A 17,669-nucleotide genomic window follows, 5' to 3' on the forward strand; every position below is an offset into this window, starting at 1 on the left:
GAGAATTTAGCCTTTAATAATCTTTGTAGCTACGATTTTATTGGTTACTTTTTTAATCTCATCAAAACTTGCATTTTTAATATTTTCAAAGTTTCCAAAATAGTTAATTAATTTAATTATAGAACCTTTTGAAATACCTAAATTGGCTAATTGACTACTTTGTATATCGTTTTTTTGCCTAATTTTTTGATGAAAGCTAATGGCAAATCTATGTGCCTCATCACGCAAACGCTGAATAAATTGAAGTTTAATATCGCTTGAGTTTAGACTAAATTTGCCTATATTTGTGCAAATTTTATCATTTGCCTTGCCTTTAGCACGATGGGCTTTAGTATCAATTTTTTCTTTAGAAATTGCGATTATATCTACATTTGCACCGCTACTTTTAATAATATCATTAGCTAAATTTAGTAGCGCATCGCCTCCATCTATTACCCATAAATCTGGAGCTGATGATTTATCAAAGCTTTTGGCTCTATGAGTTAGCATCTGTTGCATCTGGTCATAATCATTTATATTTTGTAGATGCATATGGCGGTATTTTGCCTTATTAAACTCTCCATTTTCCCATACAACCATCGCACCCACAGGGGCTGCGCCAAATAGATGAGAGTTATCAAAAATCTCAATTTTTAATGGTAGATTATTTAGCTCAAATGCCTCTTGAATATCCCTTGCTAGGGTGTAGTCATTTGTTTTTATATGTTTTTTGATTAATTCAATAGCATTTTGATAAGCTATATTTACTAGCTCTTTTTTTTCACCTATTTTTGGCTGGATGATTTGAAATTTCTTATTGTGGCGAGAGTTTAAGATATTTTCTAAAATCTTAGCATCCTTAAGCTTTATATATGTATAAATTTTAGTTGCACCAACTGGTTGGTCTATGTTAAAAGTATCTAAAATCATTGTAGAATATAGAGCCTCTAGATCTGATTCTACCATATCTTTAGCCGGTTTTATAGTATGAGTAGATGCGCACACTCTACCATCGCGCACGCTAAACCTGACCCCGCAAACAAAGCTACTACTAATATTTACACTAATTACTTCAAAATCTTCTAATTTAGCTAAATCGATTTGAATTTTAATAGTTGTATCGTTGATTGCTTTTATCTGATCTCTAATCTTAGCAGCCTCTTCAAAATTTTCATTTTGAGCTAAGTTTAGCATTGTTTTTTCTAAATTTGGTATTAAAAGCTCTGGATTTTTAATCTTTTTTATAGCTTCATCTACGATTTTAGCATACTCTTCTTTATTTATTAATCCAAGGCAAGGTGCGTGACAGCGTCCAATTTGATAAAATAAACAGCCCTTTTTTTCTCTTAAACAAGATCTTTTTTGTACTAGTTTAAACTCCAAATACAAAGCTTCTAAAATTTCATTAGCACCCCTAAAAAATGGGCCAAAATATTTGATATTAGAGCCTTTTAAAACCTTTCTAGTGATTTCAAATCTAGGAAAATCTACACTTAAATCTACACAAATATATGGATATGTTTTATCATCTCTAAGTAAAATATTATATTTTGGATGAAGTTGCTTGATAAATGAATTTTCTAATATCAATGCGTCTTGTTCGCTTGAAGTTGTAATCCACTCTATATGTATAGCTTCACTTATCATTTTGGCTATTCTAGGGCTTAGTCTTGGGCTAGGTGAGGCATCAGCGTTGAAATAACTCTTTACTCGATTTTTTAAATTTTTAGCTTTGCCAACATATAAAAGTTTTGAGTTTTTATCAAAATATTGATAAACTCCAGGGGAATTGGGTAGGGATTTTAGTTCATCGATTAGCATTTACAGACTCTCTAAGCTTTTCAAAAAGTGCATGAATTTGCTCATCTTTTGCACTGTTTTTAAATAATCCATCACTTCTTTCTATAAATATAGGCTTTTGTTGCGGTGATACTTCTTGAAAATTTTTTAGTTTTGTAATAAAGATTACTACACTATTTATTGGTTGTAATGCACTATTTGGATTGTTGCTAATATAGGTGTTTAATAGGTTTTTTATTTGAAATTTGATACTATCATGATTTAGCTCAAATTTGGCGAGTGGATGTGTAACGGCTATGAATAAAATTCCATCTTTTTGATAGCTAAATTTAATAAGCTTACTCTTAGCTACACCTAATAAATTTAGTAAATTTCTTGCCTCTTTAGCAGCTTTTAAATTTTTATATTTAGGATCGTTGATAATATGATTAATAATCTCAAAACTTCGCATTTGGCTATTATAGCTGCTTTTTGCTTAATTTTTTTAGTAGGGTGTGGATATAAGTCTGATCCATTTTATACAGATTCGCAGCAAGTAAATGTGGCTAATTGATTTATCAGCCAAATTTAGATAGACTTGCACAAATTTAATTTTAGGATGAGTTATGAAAAATGCAGATATTTTGGTACTAGATTTTGGCTCGCAATATACTCAGCTAATTGCTAGAAGACTTAGAGAACAAGGAGTTTATACTGAGCTTGTACCTTTTAATGCTAGCATAGATACTATAAAAGCAAAAAATCCAAAAGGTATAATTCTAAGTGGGGGCCCAGCTAGTGTTTATGATGAAAATGCCTATTTTTGTGATGATGGGATTTTTGCTCTTGGACTTCCTATTCTTGGGATATGCTATGGTATGCAATTAATCGCTTACAAAAATGGCGCAAATGTCGCACCAGCTAGTCACAAAGAGTATGGCAAGGCTAATATCGAGATTATAAAAGAGTGTGAATTTATGAGTGGCGTGGTAGATAATAGCATTGTTTGGATGAGCCACTCTGATAAGGTAAATGAGCTACCAAAAGGCTTTGAAGTGATAGCTAAGAGCCAAAATAGCGAATTTTGTGTTTTTGGAGATTTTGAGCGTAAAATTTATGCTATGCAGTTTCATCCAGAGGTCGCTCATAGCGAGTTTGGGAGTGTGATGCTTAAGAATTTTGCCAAGATTTGCGGGTGCGATAGCACTTGGAATATGGGAAGTTTTGCTAAGACTCAAATTCAAGCTATTAGAGAAAAAGTAGGCAATGATAAGGTGCTTTGTGCTGTAAGTGGTGGTGTGGATAGCTCTGTTGTAGCAGCGCTTTTGGCTACTGCGGTGCCAGAAAATTTGATAGTTGTATTTGTAGATAATGGACTTCTTCGCACTAATGAAGCTAAGCAAGTTGAGGAGATGTTTAAGCTAAAACTTGGAGTGAATTTGATTAGCATTGATGCGAGTGAGTTATTTTTAAGTCGTTTAAAAGGTGTAAGAGACCCAGAGAAAAAGCGCAAAATCATCGGAGAGACATTTATAGAAGTTTTTGATAACGAGGCCAAAAAGCACACCAATGTGAAGTATCTAGCACAAGGGACGCTATACACTGATATTATAGAAAGTAGCGTTGTAGGGGCTTCTAAAACTATCAAAAGTCATCACAATGTAGGGGGGCTTCCTGAGTGGATGAAATTTGAGCTTATTGAGCCTTTAAGAGAGATTTTCAAAGATGAGGTTAGGGCGCTTGGCTTGGAGCTTGGGCTTAGTCGTGATGTGGTTTTCCGCCATCCATTTCCAGGACCTGGTCTAGCGATACGCATAATGGGTGAGGTAGATGAGCTTAGTCTTGAGCTACTTAGAAAAGCTGATGTGATACTTCAGCAAGAGCTTAAAAGTAGTGGTTGGTATGATAAGACTTGGCAAGCATTTTGTGTGCTTTTAAATGTAAGCTCAGTTGGTGTAATGGGTGATAATAGAACTTATGAAAATGCTGTTTGTATCAGAGTAGTGGATGCTAGCGATGGTATGACGGCGAGTTTTTCTAGATTGCCTTATGATCTATTAGAAAATTGTAGTCGTAGAATCATAAACGAAGTTAGCGGGATCAATCGTGTAGTTTATGATATCAGCTCTAAGCCACCAGCGACAATCGAGTGGGAGTAGAGCGGATTTGCTAGATTGATATGATATATTTAATCTCAAATACACCTTTTGATGATGAGAGTGTGGAGCAAATTTCGCTTTGCGATATTAAATTTAATAAATTTAATATCGATTTGAGTGAATTTGACGCTCTTATAGTTACTAGTAAAAATGGTATTAATTCGCTTAAATTTAACTCTATAACCTTAGCTGATATTTTGGTTTTTGCTATTGGCAAGGCTACGGCACTATCTTGCAAGGAATTTGGCTTTACTCAAATTTACGAAGCGCAAAATTCGCATGGAAGTGAGTTTGGGGCTGAAATTTTAGAGAAATTATATGGTAAAAAGGTTTTGTTTATTAAGGCCAAAGAGACAATTTCAAATTTAGATATATATTTTAATCAAAATGGCATTGATATAAGCGTGATTGATGGTTATGAGAATTTAATCTTAAAAAAAGATATATCTAGCAAGCCAAAATCTAACTCAATTTTGCTATTCACAAGCCCGATTAATGTGAGGGCTTTTATCCAAAATTTGGGTTGGGATGATAGCTACAAAGCAGTTGCTATCGGCAAAGCCACAGCCCAAGCATTAAAGCCATATACAGATCCCATAATCTCTAAATCTCAAACTATTAAAGATTGCGTAGAGTTAGCCAAATCTTTAAAGTGATAGCGACAAAAAGGCTAATCCTAAAACTATACGATAAACCCCAAAACTAATATAACTAAAATGCGCCACAAAACGCAAAAATAGCTTAATCACTATTAAAGCTACGATAAACGCCACAGCAGCGCCGGTTAAAAATATCCAAATTTGGTCTAAATTTGTAGCGAAAATCTCTCTATTTTTATAGCTATCATATATTGTAGCTGCTAACATAGTAGGGATAGCGAGCAAAAAGCTAAATCTAGCAGCCACTTCACGACTAAGCCCACAAAGCAAACCTGTGATAATAGTAGAGCCACTTCTAGAGGTCCCTGGTATCATAGCTAGGCATTGGCTAAGACCAATTATAAGGGCTTGATTATAGCTGACATTGTGTAGGTGAATTGTGCTAGGAGTGTAGCTAGGGCGTTTATGAAATAGCTCAACAATGATGAAAATAATACCGCCGATTATCAGCATATAGGCTACTATATTTGGATTAAATAGCTCTTTAATATATTTGTAAGCCAAAAATCCAATAATCGCAGTCGGTATAAATCCGATAATTAGCTTAATCCATAGTGAAATATCACTTGTCAAACGCTCTTTAAAGGCCCACACAACAGCCAAAATACTACCTAATTGAATAACTACTTCAAAACATTTTAAAATTTGAGTCTGCTCAAGACCCAAAAAGTGCGAAGTAAGTATCATATGGCCAGTTGAGCTAACTGGTAAAAACTCAGTAAGCCCCTCTACAATACCTAAGATTATAGCTGAGATTATATCCATTTTATCCCTTTAATATCGTGTTTAATTTGGCTAGATTTTGCGTGATTGACCCAGATGTATATAGTGCTGAAACAATGGCTATATAATCAATTTCAAGATCTTTAACGATATTTAAATTTGAGCTATTTATCCCGCCTATTACTGCGATTTTACTAGTTAGGTTATTTTTTGCTTCTTTTATTATATCAAGTGAGCAAATAGACGCATTTGGCTTAGTAGGACTAGCAAACAAAGCTCCAAAAGCTACATAATCAGCCCCATTTTTTACTGCATCTTTAGCACGCTCTAAGTCATTATAGCAACTCACTCCTATATATGCATTATAGCCTAAAATATCTCTAGCTTTTTGTAGGCTATCATCATCTTTGCCTATATGTACTCCACTAGCATCTACCATTTTAGCTAGTCGTACATCATCGTTAATTATAAATTTAGCACCACTATTTTTACAAATTTGGCTTATATCTTTTAGTAAAGCGATATCGTGATTTTGACTTTTGTTTCTATATTGGATTATTTTGACCCCACCGGCTAAAAGCTCATTTATTTGGGCTTTTAGAGTGTTTAGTGGGGTGAAGTGTTGATCGGTTAATGCGTAAATTTGATTCATTTAAGGTCATATTTGATTAAGAGTTTATCATAAGTACCGTTTTCTTTAACCTCTTTTAATCCTACATTAAATTTAGCCAAGAATTCGCTATCTTTACCTTTATCAAATGCAAATGCAAACCCATCACTACCATCTGATTCTTCTAAAAAGCTTATGATATCGCTATTTTTCTTAAGATATCCAAATCCTACTGAACTATCAACGATAACTACATCTACCTTGCCAGCTTTTAAATTCATAATTGAACCAGCAATACCTTCAGTTGGTATAACTTTAGCTCCTTTTATAGCGTGAGCTACACCTTCTTGAACCGTACCTAGCATTACACCAATTTTTAATTTACTAAGTTGTTCTTTATTAGTTATGCTATTATTTGTGGCTAATTTAAGATATAAATTTTTAGTAAAAAAGTATGGATCGCTAAAATCTACTGATTTTTTTCGTTCTGGTGTAGCGCTCATACTAGCTGCGATAGCGTCTATTTTACCAGCTTTTAAAGCAGGGATTAGAGCATCAAAGCCAATCTTTGTAAATTTATACTCAAATCCAGCAATTTTTGAAATTTCATCTATTAAATCGATATCAAATCCAGCAATTTTACCATTTTCGTCTATATAATCAAACGGAGGATATTCAGCATCAGAGCCTACTATAATTGTTTTAGCATTTAAGCTAACTGCAGTCAGTGCAATTACAAGAAGAAATTTGAATATATTTTTCATTATTTAACCTTATTTTAGATTATATTTAACTAAAAGCTTATCATATGTGCCATCGTTTTTTAATTCATCAATAGCTGAGTTGATTTTTGCTTGAAGTTCTTTGTGTTTGCCTTTATCAAATGCAAAGCTAAAGCCTTCGCTACCATCTGGAAGATGTAAAAATTCAACTAAATCTGGATTTTGTTTTAAATATCCATAGCCTATTGAGCTATCTACGATAAGAGCATCGGCTTTTGCGTTTTTGACTGCCATAACCGCACCAAATATCTCATCAATAGCCATAACCTTAGCTGATTTAATATCTTTAGCGGCTAGCTCTTGGACTGTGCCTAATTGGACGGATATCTTTTTGCCTTCAAGTTGCTCAAATTTAGTTAGCTCTTTATTATCAGCTCTTTTGATAAATAAATTCATAGTATGATAATATGGTTTGCTAAAATCAACGGCTTTTAATCTCTCAGGCGTAGCACTCATAGCAGCTGCGATTATGTCTATTTTACCAGCTTTTAGTGCAGGGATTAAAGAGTCAAATGAGATATTTACAATCTCAATTTTAAAGCCAACTTTTTTTGCAATTTCAGCCATTAAATCCATATCAAATCCAGTAATTTGATTTTGTTCATTGACAAATTCAAATGGTGGATAAGCGGCATTTGTGCCTACTTTGATTGTTTGAGCATTTGCTGCGACTATTAGCATAGCGATGCTAATTAAAAGTTTAAATAGTAGCTTCATTTTGTTCCTTTATTAGTGATTTAGTACTTTGTTTAAAAATTCATTTAATCTTGGGTGGGTAGTATCTTCAAATATTGCTTTAGGGCAGCCATCTACTGCAATTATACCTTTATCCATAAAAAATATTCTACTAGCTACATTTCTAGCAAATCCCATCTCATGAGTTACTACAACCATAGTTAGCCCTTCATTTGCAACCTCTTTCATAATAGATAAAACCTCGCCAATCATCTCAGGGTCTAAGGCGCTTGTAGGCTCATCAAATAGTATAACTTCAGGTTTTAAAGCTAAACTTCTAGCGATTGCAATTCTTTGTTTTTGGCCACCACTTAGTTTGTGCGGATATACATCGGCTTTGGATTCTAAGCCAACTTTTTTTAAAAGTTCAATAGCTCTATCTTTTGCTTCAGATTCACTACATAATTTGGCTTGAATTGGAGCTAATGTTAAATTTTGCATTACAGTTTTATTGGCAAATAGATTAAAATGCTGAAATACCATACTTACTTTTTGTCTAATTTTATTAATATTAACTTTTTTATCTAAGATATTTTGGCCATCTATTATTATCTCTCCATCTGTAGGCTCTTCTAATCTATTTAAACAGCGTAAAAATGTACTTTTACCGCCACCACTTGGGCCAATTACAGCTACTACCTCGCCTCTATTTATCTGCGTATTTATACCATTTAAAACGCATAAATCACCATAGTTTTTTGTTAAATTTATTGTCTTAATCATGTCTATTTAGCCTATTTTCTAATAATTTTGCTATAACGGAGAATAGTTTAACATTAGCATAATATACCACACCAGCAAATAAAATTGGCTCAGGAGTAAATAGTGTAGATTGCAAGCTTTTGCTCTGCATTGTTAAATCAAATATCCCTATTAATCCTACTACAGATGTCTCTTTAAATAAGCTTATAAATTCATTAGCAAGAGCTGGTAGAATATTTTTAATTGCTTGTGGGAATATTATTAAGCGCATTGATACACTGTAGCTTAATCCCATAGCACGAGCTGCTTCCATCTGACCACGATCGACACTATTGATACCACTGCGAACTATCTCAGCGACATACGCAGAACTATTAAGTCCTAGGGCAATCACAGCTGCATAGAAGTTATCGCTAAGTGTAGCAAGAATAACAAAAGCAAATATCATTAATTGTAAAAGTACAGGCGTACCACGAATAATATCTATATATTCATCTATAAAAAATGATAAAATTTTAATATTTAAGAATTTTAAAAAAGCTAATATAAAGCCCAAAACAATACCGATGCTAATCCCACCAAAAGTAAGCATAATAGTAGTAAAATATGCATTTGTGTAGGCTGATTTTTGTGCTGATGTAAGCTCACTAGGAAATGTAAGCCACACGCCAATAACAATTATACTAACAGAAAAGATGAATTTAAAAAATTTTTCATTGAGTAATTTAGTCAAATTTATAAACCTTATTTTGATTTTCAAAGTAACTTGCAATTATACATTAAAATTAATTTTTTATAGCTTAAGATTTTTATATGATTATCTTTTTTATTGTTGATTTATGATATTTTTAATATTAAATATTATAAAACATTAAGATATAATTTAATAGATATTATCAATAAGAGCTATAGAGTATTGCCAAATAGTGGCGAAGTAATAAAGCAGAGCAAAAACTCATCTATAATAGAGTTAGCTCAGCTTAGCAAAGATACAAATGATAGAATAAATAGAGCATTGCATAGCAGTATGCCTAAGGCTAAAATAAGTATTCTAAGTAAATATGATAATAGAATGCGATATGTGCGTGGGTGAGTAGCAATTTGTAATTATAACATATAGAAACTAAGGGGGTTCTTATAATTTAAATTCAAAATTGGAACACAACTTGCTTAAGGACTAGCAAATTAACGCAGGAGCGATTATGCAAAATGGATATTATCAAGCAACTGGCGCAATGGTGACTCAGTTTAACCGCTTAGATATCATTACTAATAACTTAGCTAATGTAAATACTAGCGGATATAAAAAAGATGATGTGGTGATAGCTGATTTTGAAAGAATATTTAAAGAGACAAAGGATGCTTTGCCGCTAGAAAATCACACTAAAGATTCAGCTAAATTTCTAAACCGCACATTAAATAGAGTGCCACATATCAATGAGGTTTATACTGATTTTGGCACTGGTGGGCTAAAGCATACTAATAATCCGCTAGATATATCACTTGGCAAAAATGATCTATTTTTACTAGTAGATAGTCCATCAGGTATAAGGCTGACTAAAAATGGCTCACTAAATTTAGATAGCGAAGGGTATTTAGTTACAAAAGAGGGTTATAGAGTACTGCCTAGCAACTATGCTGCTCAACAAGGACCAAATAGAGGTATTCAAATTCCGCAAGATACTCAAATGACAGTTGACAAAGATGGTAATATTTACGCAGGAGATGAGCCTGTGGGGAGATTTTATATCGCTCAGCCTAGAGAGCTTAGAGATTTACAAAAAGAGGGCGATAATCTCTATAAACTAGATAATATAGATGGCCTAACTGATAATATTGAAAGTGGATCAATCGCTCAAGGCTATGCACAAATCTCAAATGTAAATCCAGTTAAAGAGATGGTAAGTCTAATTGAAACACAAAGAATGGTAGATATGTACCAAAAAGTTATGACAACACATATGAGCGACCTTAACCAAGATGCAATAAATAAACTAGCTTCTATGAGAGCTAATTAAAGGATAAGATAATGATAAGATCACTATATACAGCAGCTACAGGTATGATAGCACAACAAACACAAATAGATACAACATCGCACAATATCTCAAATGTCAATACTATAGGTTTTAAGAAAAATAGAGCCGAATTTGCTGATTTGATGTATCAAACTATGCAATACGCAGGCACACCGACAAGTGCTACTACAATGAGCCCAACAGGTATGGAAGTAGGTCTTGGCGTGCGTCCAACTGCTATTACAAAGATGTTTGGGCAAGGATATTTCAAAGAGACAGGAAATGCGCTTGATATGACAATTGCCGGTAATGGATTTTTCCAAGTTCAGCTTCCAGATGGTACTACAGCATATACAAGAAATGGGGCATTTAAGCTAGATGGCGATGGAAATATAGTAAATAGCGATGGTTATAGACTACTTCCTGAGATGACTATCCCAGCTGACGCTACTGAAATTTCAATAGGAACTGATGGAACTATATCAGTACTTCAACCAGGCAATGAAGAGATGACACAGATCGGTCAAATAGAGTTAGCTAACTTTATAAACCCAGCCGGACTTCACGCTATGGGGGATAATCTATTTTTAGAAACCGCAGCGAGCGGAGCACCAAATATCGGTAATGGCGGTACTGATGGCTTTGGTCAGATCAAGCAACACTTTGTAGAGATGAGTAATGTCCAATTAGTAGAAGAGATGACTGATCTCATCACAGGCCAAAGAGCTTATGAAGCCAACTCAAAAGCTATCACAACAAGTGATGAAATGCTCCAAACCGTAAATCAGCTAAAACGATAATTTAAATAATTAAATTTGGTATAGCCCTGTTTACGGGCTATATTTTACTGCTTTATCTGCTCTATCTCTACATTTTCTAAAGCTTTGATAAATGGCTTTATATCATAGGATTTGATCTTTTGCTCCATTTTATCAAAGTATGATTTTGCGTTATCAAGGGTTAAAATATGTTTTTTGTCTTTAATAGCGCTAAGCTCTAAAGAGTTCATATCTTGTGCGTAATGAACCGTATCTCCGGCGTAATTAGCGATCTCATCAGGATAATCCAAATCATCAAAAGCGTAAATTGTAGCATTATCTAAATCCTTAATCTGCTCAAGTAGATATAATATCACCTTTTTACGCTCCATAAAAGCTTCTGGAAAAACTTTAAAATGAAATCTAGAATATGGTGGGAGTATTAGGTAAAATTTGGTTTGCGGATTATCTTTAATAAAAGGTATTGTGTATTTGGCGATAAACTGCTCTTGCTTTGTCGTATCAAATAATTTTTCATCAAATATTACGGGTTTAAGATTGAAAAGATCAAATTTTTTTAGCTCATCTGGATTGTATTTTATCCAATTAGCAAATCCGCCCAATCTTTGTTGTTGTTTTTCTTCTCTATACCATTGTAAAAGAGTTTCAATATCAGGCTTACCAATGCATTTCTCATTTTTACTAAGTGTTAAAATACAGATTAGAAATCTATCATTTAAGTATGCTTCTAAATCATTTAATTTGGAGTCATCATAAAGGAGTTTGAAATCTATCTTCCCTCGCATCTCATCACTAAATGCGTCTAAAGAGTAGATTATATTTTTAGGTTTTTTGTGCTTAAATAAAAAATTTAATATAATCGCTCTTTCTGCTATGCTGCTTGCTGCTGGAGATATATTGACAAAATTTCCGCCAATTTTTTGATTTGCTTCTTTTGCGGAGGTATTTTGTAGCATAGAGGTACCAAGAATATATGAATCATAATCATAATGCTCTATAATCCCCTTAGCTCCGATACGCATCTCTCCAAAAAATCGTGGCTTATCAAAAAAGCTCTTATGAAATATTTGAAGTGGATCATAGATATATATCAAGCTTAATAAAATAGCGCCAAGAGCTATAGGGGTGATGATGGTGGCTATTATAAATTTTTTCGCATTTTTATCTGACATGTTAAAACCTTAAAAATTAAAATATATAAATTCTACATATGGAGTTATACTAAGTGTGATGAGTGCTATATATAGCAACAATCCAGCGAAAATTGCGTTTTTTAAATTTGGCTTAAATGAATTTAGCATCTCAATGCTATTTTTGCGCATTAGAGTTATGATTAGTGCGATGATAAGATATATGATAGTATCATTTCTACCGCCAATTTGCTCTAAAATCAAAGGAAATCTAAGCTTTTGTGGCAATTCTATCCAGACAATCCCAAACATTCCTTTAAGCAAATTTAAAGCCCCATCTAAGTTTTGACTTCTGAAAAATATCCAAGTGATATTTAAAAAATTAAATGTTATAAACCAGCAAAAAATTTTATAGATTTTTGAATTTGCGTATCTTAATGAGATATCAAAATATAGATAAATTCGATGAATCGCCATAGCAACGCCATGAAGCGCACCCCAAATCACAAATCCCCATCCAGCACCATGCCAAATTCCACTTAAAAACGCTACAATAAAGAGATTTCTAAGGGTTAAAATCTTGCCAAATCTATTTCCGCCAAGTGGAATATATAGATAATCTTTTAAGAATCTACCTAAGGTTATGTGCCATCTACGCCAAAATTCGGTTATGCTTAATGATTTATATGGCGAGTTGAAATTTATAGGCAAGATGATACCAAACATCAGCCCAAGCCCAATAGCCATATCACAATACCCACTAAAATCAAAATATAGCTGAAAAGTATATGAAAGCGATGTTACCCATGACTCTATGATATTCATTACCCCGCCATTTTCTACATAGCTAAATCCAGCATTAGCCCACTTCGCAAAGCTATCTGCGATAAATACCTTTTTAAATAGTCCAATACTAAAGATAAATAGCCCTTTGGCTATGGATTGATATTGAGTAGGGATAGTCTCATTAGCTTTAAATTGTGGCATCATCTCTTTGTGATGGACTATTGGTCCGGCGATTAATTGCGGAAAGAAGCTGATAAACAAGCAATAATCTATAAAATCTATTTTTTTACCATGCTCCCTTAGGTCATTGATATCTACATTTTTATAGCAATCAGTTAAAAATGCGATCTGCTGAAAAGTGAAAAATGATATAGCCAAAGGCAAAACTATATGCGGCAAGGGGATATTGAAATTTAAATTTAAAATTTGATTAAAGAGATTGAAATTTTCTAAGAAAAAATCTGTATATTTAAAAAACCCAAGTAAGCTAAGATTAAGGATAATTCCAATGATTAAAAGGCTCTTACCCCCCCCCAATTTGGCTAATTTGATAGATAAAATTCTACTAGCGATAAGGTAATTTATCAAAATCGACCCAACCAAAATAGGCAGATACAAAACATTCCAAAAAGCATAGAAAAATAGACTTCCAAGGACTAAAAATATATTAGAAGCCCTATGATAATTAAGGTATTTTAATAGATAAAATCCAACTATCATAACAGGCAAAAAGCCAAATATAAAAGCATAAGAGCTAAAAACCATAAATCTCCTTTTGTAAAAATATCCCAAAATAATAGCAAAAAATTGCTAAATTTAATCTATAGTTTATTGGATTTTAAAATTTTTTTTGTTATTCTTTTGGGATTTAATTAAAGGTATGTTGATGTCAAATTTAGGTAAGATTAGAGCCTTTGGCGAGTGGGAAGACCAAGAGCTTTTGATGCTTAGCATTCCGCATATTAATAGCGATTGGGCTGAGTATTTAGATGAAATTTTAGATAGCTATGAAGAGTTAGTAAGGGTGGTTAGTAATTACCAAAAAGTGCTATTGATCGCCCCAAATTCAAGTGATTTTGTTAGGTTTAAGAAGTATAAAAATTGCGAATTTTTACAAATTGATACCGATGATACTTGGATTAGAGATTATGGTGCGATAGATGTGAATTTAGGTGATGAGATTATCAGCTATGATTTTAAATTCAACGCTTGGGGCGGTAAATTTAGCAGTAGCAAAGATGATGCAGTAAATAAGAAATTATTTGAGCATTTTGGAACTAAATTAGAAGAGATTAATTTGATTTTAGAAGGTGGTAGTATCGATTTTAATGGTGATGGAGTAATGCTTACAACCACTGAGTGCTTATTAAATGATAATAGAAATAGACTTAGTAAAGATGAGCTTGAGATAAGGCTAAAAGATCTGTTTGGGTTAAAAAAGATAGTTTGGTTAAATCATGGATTTATAAAAGGCGATGACACCGATAGTCATATAGACACTCTAGCTAGATTTATATCCCCAAATACCATAGCTTACGCAGCTTGTGATGATGAGAGTGATGAGCATTTTGTGGAGTTAAATTTGATGAAAAAAGAGCTAGAATCTAGTGGATTTGAGCTTATAGCACTCAATTTACCTAAGCCAGTTTATTACAATGATAGACGCCTTGGAGCTACATATTGTAACTTTATCTTTATAAATGGTGCTTTGATAGTGCCTACATATGGAGATAAAATCGCAGATCAAAGGGCTATAAACTCTCTTAAAAAGGCCTTGCCAAATAGAGATATAATAGGCGTAGATAGTAGAGTCTTTATCAGACAAAATGGTAGCCTACACTGCTCAAGCCAAAATAGATTTAAAAGGATAAAATAGTGAAAGTAGCATTAATCGCACATAGATATTATGGGGACAAAGATAGCACAATTAAGCATACTACACAGATGATTCAAAAAGCTGCTAAAGATGGAGCGCAGCTAGTCGTGCTTCAAGAGCTTCATCAAGGGGCGTATTTTTGTCAAGATGAGAGCGTGGGTAAATTTGATCTAGCAAATGATTATGAAAAAGATAAAATTTATTGGTCTAATGTAGCTAAGGATAATAAGGTAGTGCTAGTAACTTCGCTATTTGAGAAGAGAGCTGAGGGCTTATATCATAATACTTCAGTTGTATTTGATAGCGATGGAAAAGAAGCAGGCAAATATAGAAAGATGCATATCCCTGATGATCCAAATTTTTATGAGAAATTCTATTTTACGCCAGGTGATTTAGGTTTTAGGCCTATTGATACGAGTTTAGGTAGGCTTGGGGTTTTAGTTTGTTGGGATCAGTGGTATCCAGAAGCGGCTAGATTGATGGCTTTAAGCGGGGCTAAAATTTTGATATATCCAACGGCAATTGGATGGTTTGATGGAGACGATGAAGCGACTAAATCGGCTCAATTAGAAGCTTGGGTAGCAGTCCAAAGAGGGCATGCTGTAGCCAATAATCTACCTGTTATCGCTGTTAATCGTGTAGGATTTGAGAGCGATGAGTGCGGTGGTGGGATTAGATTTTGGGGGAATAGCTTTGTTTTTGATGCTCAAGGCGTGGAGCTATTTAGGTCAAATTCAACCGATGAGATCGTCCAAATAGTAGATATAGATATGAAAAAATGCGAAGAAGTTAGGCGATGGTGGCCGTTTTTAAGAGATAGAAGAGTTGAGTCTTACGGCGATATCACAAAAAGATTTATAGATTGAGCCTATCTTTAAAATCAGGCATTAAACTTAGAATAAAATCATAAAATTGCTTTTGGTGGTGCGGATAGATGAGGTGAGCTAATTCATGAAGCACCACATATTCTATAAATCTCTTATCTCTTTGGATTAGCTGGGTGCTGAAATTTAAATACCTTTTTTTACTATTGCAGCTCCCCCACCTTGTGTTCATCTTTTTGATTCTTATGGCATTTATAGGTCTATTTATTTTAAGATTATATATATTTATATACTGGTTTATTAGATCTTTTAATATGCTATTTGCGTAGTTTGTAAAAGTTTGAATATCTGGTGTAAATATTTGATTATCAATAATTTTAAAATCTGGTGAAATTTGAATTTGATAGCTTTTACCTAGAAATTTTATAGAGTTTGGGTCTGTTTTTGGGATTTTTGATAGGGTTCTTTCTATCCATTTAGTATGAGATGAGATAAAGCTTTCTATCTGAAATTTGCTTGCATTGAGTGGAGCTACTAGCTTAATATCGCCAGTTTTAGTAATCTTTAAGCGTAGATATTTTACCCGTTTTTTGCTATATTCTATTTTAAAACCCTCATACTCTATCAAGCTAATTCCTTAAGATTAAATTTCAAGATTTTATCTAAATTATTGCTATATTTATTAAAAAATATTCAAAATTTAAATTTTAAATTTAAATATTTTTTAAATAAATAGTATTTGATTTAGTATTTGATTTTATTATTAAACTCTATTTTAGTAATGCTTTTGTATAATACTAGATTTAATTTTTTAAACAAGGAATAAGATGGCTAGATCATTTAGTAGATCAGACATTAGAATTTTGGGGCTTTCATCTCTTGGTGGAATGCTTGAGTTTTATGATTTTATTATCTTTGTATTTTTTGCTTCTTATATATCATTGCTATTTTTTCCGGCTGATTTAGATCCATTTTGGGCTATTTTTAATACATATGGCACCTTTGCTGCTGGATATTTAGCTAGGCCGATTGGTGGGGTGATTATGGCACATTTTGGGGATAAAAATGGCCGTAAAAATATGTTTATGCTCTCTATTTTACTTATGGTTATTCCTACATTTTTATTAGGTATTATGCCAACATTTGAAAGTATTGGATATTTAGCACCAATTATTTTAGTTATTATTAGAATTTTACAAGGTATTGCAATTGGCGGAGAGCTTCCTGGAGCGTGGGTATTTGTTAGTGAGCATGCACCTCGTGGAAAGCTATATACTAGCATAAGCATTCTAACAGCAGCAGTTGTAGCTGGTATCTTGCTTGGTAGTTTTGTTACTATGATTGTTAAAGATATTTGGAGTGATAATGAGATTAGAGATGGGATGTGGAGATTGCCATTTATTTTAGGTGGTGTCTTTGGGATTATATCTATATATCTTAGAAGATATTTAAGTGAAACTCCGGTATTTAAAGAGATGCAAGAGAGAAATGAGCTTGATAAAATTCCTTTAAAATCCATATTTAAATTTCATAAAATTGATAGTATCGCATCTATGCTTATCACTTGGGTTTTAACTGGATGTATTGTTGTTCTTATACTTTTAATGCCAAATTTTATGCCTAAGGCATTTAACGCTGATGGAGTTGAGTTAGGGCGTCTTACAACTATATATATGCAGATGGGTGCTATAGTTCTTTTATGTTTTGGTTGTTTTATTTATGGTAGATTAAGTGATAAATATGGTATTGCTAAAACTACTTTAGTATTGGCTTTATTATTTTCAATTAGTGTTTATGCCTATTTTGATGCGCTTTATAGTGGGGTGAGTTTTGAGATGGTTCTAGGGCTTTATTTGCTTAGTGGCTTACTGGCTTGTGTTGGTCCATGTGGGGCGCCATTTTTGATGATTGCAATATTTCCTAATAAACTTAGATTTAGTGGGATTTCATTTGCTTATAATATTGCTTATGCTATAGCTGGTGGTGTTACTACTCCATTTGCTACTGCTATGGTATTTAAATTTGACCCTATGTATTTGGCGTATTATATGGTAGTTCTTGGCTTTATAGCTGCTGGTTGTAGTATATGGTTTATGCTTAGACGCAAAGATCTTAACATATAGGAATT

General features: G+C 33.2%; 19 protein-coding genes. 8 read left to right on the top strand and 11 right to left on the bottom strand.

All coding sequences use genetic code 11. From position 1 onward, the window contains the following. Positions 1 to 6 precede the first annotated feature (6 nt). Together uvrC and CIGN_RS02715 are read right to left on the bottom strand one after the other, a co-directional pair. Positions 7 to 1,800 (bottom strand): excinuclease ABC subunit UvrC, encoded by a 1,794-nt coding sequence (gene uvrC, locus CIGN_RS02710; RefSeq protein WP_086302147.1) that lies wholly within the window; start codon positions 1,798 to 1,800, stop codon positions 7 to 9. Beyond that, positions 1,787 to 2,230 (bottom strand): hypothetical protein, encoded by a 444-nt coding sequence (locus CIGN_RS02715; protein ID WP_086302148.1) that lies wholly within the window; start codon positions 2,228 to 2,230, stop codon positions 1,787 to 1,789. The genes uvrC and CIGN_RS02715 overlap by 14 nt, the downstream gene beginning before the upstream one ends. Positions 2,231 to 2,384: 154 nt before the next feature. On the opposite strand from CIGN_RS02715, the gene guaA reads away from it, so the two are divergent. Together guaA and CIGN_RS02725 are read left to right on the top strand one after the other, a co-directional pair. Then, on the top strand, positions 2,385 to 3,917 hold the full coding sequence (gene guaA, locus CIGN_RS02720; protein ID WP_086302149.1) for a glutamine-hydrolyzing GMP synthase: 1,533 nt from the start codon (positions 2,385 to 2,387) through the stop codon (positions 3,915 to 3,917). A 20-nt stretch (positions 3,918 to 3,937) separates the two neighbouring features. Beyond that, entirely contained in the window at positions 3,938 to 4,573 is a 636-nt protein-coding gene (locus tag CIGN_RS02725) for a uroporphyrinogen-III synthase (RefSeq protein ID WP_086302150.1), read from the top strand. Here CIGN_RS02725 and CIGN_RS02730 read toward each other — a convergent pair. Genes CIGN_RS02730 through CIGN_RS02755 form a run of 6 tightly spaced genes read right to left on the bottom strand, consistent with a single transcriptional unit; the run spans position 4,565 to position 8,861 of the window. Then, positions 4,565 to 5,341 carry an undecaprenyl-diphosphate phosphatase gene (locus CIGN_RS02730; protein WP_086302151.1) on the bottom strand — a complete coding sequence of 259 codons (777 nt, stop codon included), beginning with the start codon at positions 5,339 to 5,341 and terminating at the stop codon, positions 4,565 to 4,567. The genes CIGN_RS02725 and CIGN_RS02730 overlap by 9 nt on opposite strands. Before the next feature lies 1 nt (position 5,342). Next, positions 5,343 to 5,951: a thiamine phosphate synthase gene (gene thiE / locus CIGN_RS02735; RefSeq protein WP_086234658.1), complete on the bottom strand. Its 609-nt coding sequence runs from the start codon at positions 5,949 to 5,951 to the stop codon at positions 5,343 to 5,345. Continuing rightward, positions 5,948 to 6,673, bottom strand: coding sequence for a transporter substrate-binding domain-containing protein (locus CIGN_RS02740; RefSeq protein WP_086302152.1), 726 nt, complete (start codon positions 6,671 to 6,673; stop codon positions 5,948 to 5,950). The genes thiE and CIGN_RS02740 overlap by 4 nt, the downstream gene beginning before the upstream one ends. Positions 6,674 to 6,682: 9 nt before the next feature. Then, on the bottom strand, positions 6,683 to 7,408 hold the full coding sequence (locus tag CIGN_RS02745; RefSeq protein WP_086224786.1) for a basic amino acid ABC transporter substrate-binding protein: 726 nt from the start codon (positions 7,406 to 7,408) through the stop codon (positions 6,683 to 6,685). Positions 7,409 to 7,420: 12 nt separating this feature from the next. After that, a complete protein-coding gene (locus tag CIGN_RS02750; protein ID WP_086228173.1) occupies positions 7,421 to 8,149 on the bottom strand; it encodes an amino acid ABC transporter ATP-binding protein in 729 nt (242 codons plus the stop codon). Next, positions 8,142 to 8,861: an amino acid ABC transporter permease gene (locus CIGN_RS02755; RefSeq protein WP_086224784.1), complete on the bottom strand. Its 720-nt coding sequence runs from the start codon at positions 8,859 to 8,861 to the stop codon at positions 8,142 to 8,144. Before CIGN_RS02755 ends, CIGN_RS02750 begins: the two co-directional genes overlap by 8 nt. A 99-nt stretch (positions 8,862 to 8,960) precedes the next feature. On the opposite strand from CIGN_RS02755, the gene CIGN_RS02760 reads away from it, so the two are divergent. The 3 genes from CIGN_RS02760 (at position 8,961) to flgG (ending at position 10,946) form a co-directional block, all read left to right on the top strand. After that, on the top strand, positions 8,961 to 9,221 hold the full coding sequence (locus tag CIGN_RS02760; RefSeq protein ID WP_086302153.1) for a hypothetical protein: 261 nt from the start codon (positions 8,961 to 8,963) through the stop codon (positions 9,219 to 9,221). A 109-nt stretch (positions 9,222 to 9,330) separates the two neighbouring features. Then, positions 9,331 to 10,146, top strand: a complete 816-nt coding sequence (locus CIGN_RS02765; RefSeq protein ID WP_086224782.1) for a flagellar hook-basal body protein — start codon at positions 9,331 to 9,333, stop codon at positions 10,144 to 10,146. A gap of 11 nt (positions 10,147 to 10,157) precedes the next feature. Continuing rightward, entirely contained in the window at positions 10,158 to 10,946 is a 789-nt protein-coding gene (gene flgG / locus CIGN_RS02770) for a flagellar basal-body rod protein FlgG (protein WP_086224781.1), read from the top strand. A gap of 44 nt (positions 10,947 to 10,990) precedes the next feature. On the opposite strand, the gene CIGN_RS02775 is transcribed toward flgG, so the two are convergent. Together CIGN_RS02775 and CIGN_RS02780 are read right to left on the bottom strand one after the other, a co-directional pair. After that, the gene (locus tag CIGN_RS02775) at positions 10,991 to 12,097 is read right to left on the bottom strand and encodes a hypothetical protein (protein WP_086302154.1); all 1,107 of its coding nucleotides are present in this window, start codon (positions 12,095 to 12,097) and stop codon (positions 10,991 to 10,993) included. A 9-nt stretch (positions 12,098 to 12,106) separates the two neighbouring features. Next, positions 12,107 to 13,606, bottom strand: a complete 1,500-nt coding sequence (locus tag CIGN_RS02780) for an MBOAT family O-acyltransferase (protein ID WP_086302155.1) — start codon at positions 13,604 to 13,606, stop codon at positions 12,107 to 12,109. A 139-nt stretch (positions 13,607 to 13,745) separates the two neighbouring features. On the opposite strand from CIGN_RS02780, the gene CIGN_RS02785 reads away from it, so the two are divergent. After that, entirely contained in the window at positions 13,746 to 14,717 is a 972-nt protein-coding gene (locus tag CIGN_RS02785; protein WP_181892544.1) for an agmatine deiminase family protein, read from the top strand. Next, the gene (locus CIGN_RS02790) at positions 14,717 to 15,583 is read left to right on the top strand and encodes a carbon-nitrogen hydrolase (protein ID WP_086233695.1); all 867 of its coding nucleotides are present in this window, start codon (positions 14,717 to 14,719) and stop codon (positions 15,581 to 15,583) included. Before CIGN_RS02785 ends, CIGN_RS02790 begins: the two co-directional genes overlap by 1 nt. Here CIGN_RS02790 and CIGN_RS02795 read toward each other — a convergent pair. Further along, positions 15,573 to 16,169 carry a M48 family metallopeptidase gene (locus tag CIGN_RS02795; RefSeq protein ID WP_181892520.1) on the bottom strand — a complete coding sequence of 199 codons (597 nt, stop codon included), beginning with the start codon at positions 16,167 to 16,169 and terminating at the stop codon, positions 15,573 to 15,575. The two genes, CIGN_RS02790 and CIGN_RS02795, sit on opposite strands and share 11 nt — an antisense overlap. Positions 16,170 to 16,368: 199 nt before the next feature. Here CIGN_RS02795 and CIGN_RS02800 point away from each other — a divergent pair, with 199 nt between their 5' ends. Then, a complete protein-coding gene (locus CIGN_RS02800; RefSeq protein ID WP_086302158.1) occupies positions 16,369 to 17,664 on the top strand; it encodes an MFS transporter in 1,296 nt (431 codons plus the stop codon). The last annotated feature ends 5 nt before the right edge of the window (positions 17,665 to 17,669 follow it).

This window comes from Campylobacter devanensis, from assembly GCF_002139915.1.
GTDB classification, from domain to species: domain Bacteria; phylum Campylobacterota; class Campylobacteria; order Campylobacterales; family Campylobacteraceae; genus Campylobacter; species Campylobacter devanensis.

Coding starts and splice junctions, on each gene's coding strand:
- uvrC (WP_086302147.1), bottom strand. CDS start 1,800: ATGCTAATCGATGAACTAAAATCCCTACCCAATTCCCCTGGAGTTTAT.
- CIGN_RS02715 (WP_086302148.1), bottom strand. CDS start 2,230: ATGCGAAGTTTTGAGATTATTAATCATATTATCAACGATCCTAAATAT.
- guaA (WP_086302149.1), top strand. CDS start 2,385: ATGAAAAATGCAGATATTTTGGTACTAGATTTTGGCTCGCAATATACT.
- CIGN_RS02725 (WP_086302150.1), top strand. CDS start 3,938: ATGATATATTTAATCTCAAATACACCTTTTGATGATGAGAGTGTGGAG.
- CIGN_RS02730 (WP_086302151.1), bottom strand. CDS start 5,341: ATGGATATAATCTCAGCTATAATCTTAGGTATTGTAGAGGGGCTTACT.
- thiE (WP_086234658.1), bottom strand. CDS start 5,951: ATGAATCAAATTTACGCATTAACCGATCAACACTTCACCCCACTAAAC.
- CIGN_RS02740 (WP_086302152.1), bottom strand. CDS start 6,673: ATGAAAAATATATTCAAATTTCTTCTTGTAATTGCACTGACTGCAGTT.
- CIGN_RS02745 (WP_086224786.1), bottom strand. CDS start 7,408: ATGAAGCTACTATTTAAACTTTTAATTAGCATCGCTATGCTAATAGTC.
- CIGN_RS02750 (WP_086228173.1), bottom strand. CDS start 8,149: ATGATTAAGACAATAAATTTAACAAAAAACTATGGTGATTTATGCGTT.
- CIGN_RS02765 (WP_086224782.1), top strand. CDS start 9,331: ATGCAAAATGGATATTATCAAGCAACTGGCGCAATGGTGACTCAGTTT.
- flgG (WP_086224781.1), top strand. CDS start 10,158: ATGATAAGATCACTATATACAGCAGCTACAGGTATGATAGCACAACAA.
- CIGN_RS02775 (WP_086302154.1), bottom strand. CDS start 12,097: ATGTCAGATAAAAATGCGAAAAAATTTATAATAGCCACCATCATCACC.
- CIGN_RS02780 (WP_086302155.1), bottom strand. CDS start 13,606: ATGGTTTTTAGCTCTTATGCTTTTATATTTGGCTTTTTGCCTGTTATG.
- CIGN_RS02800 (WP_086302158.1), top strand. CDS start 16,369: ATGGCTAGATCATTTAGTAGATCAGACATTAGAATTTTGGGGCTTTCA.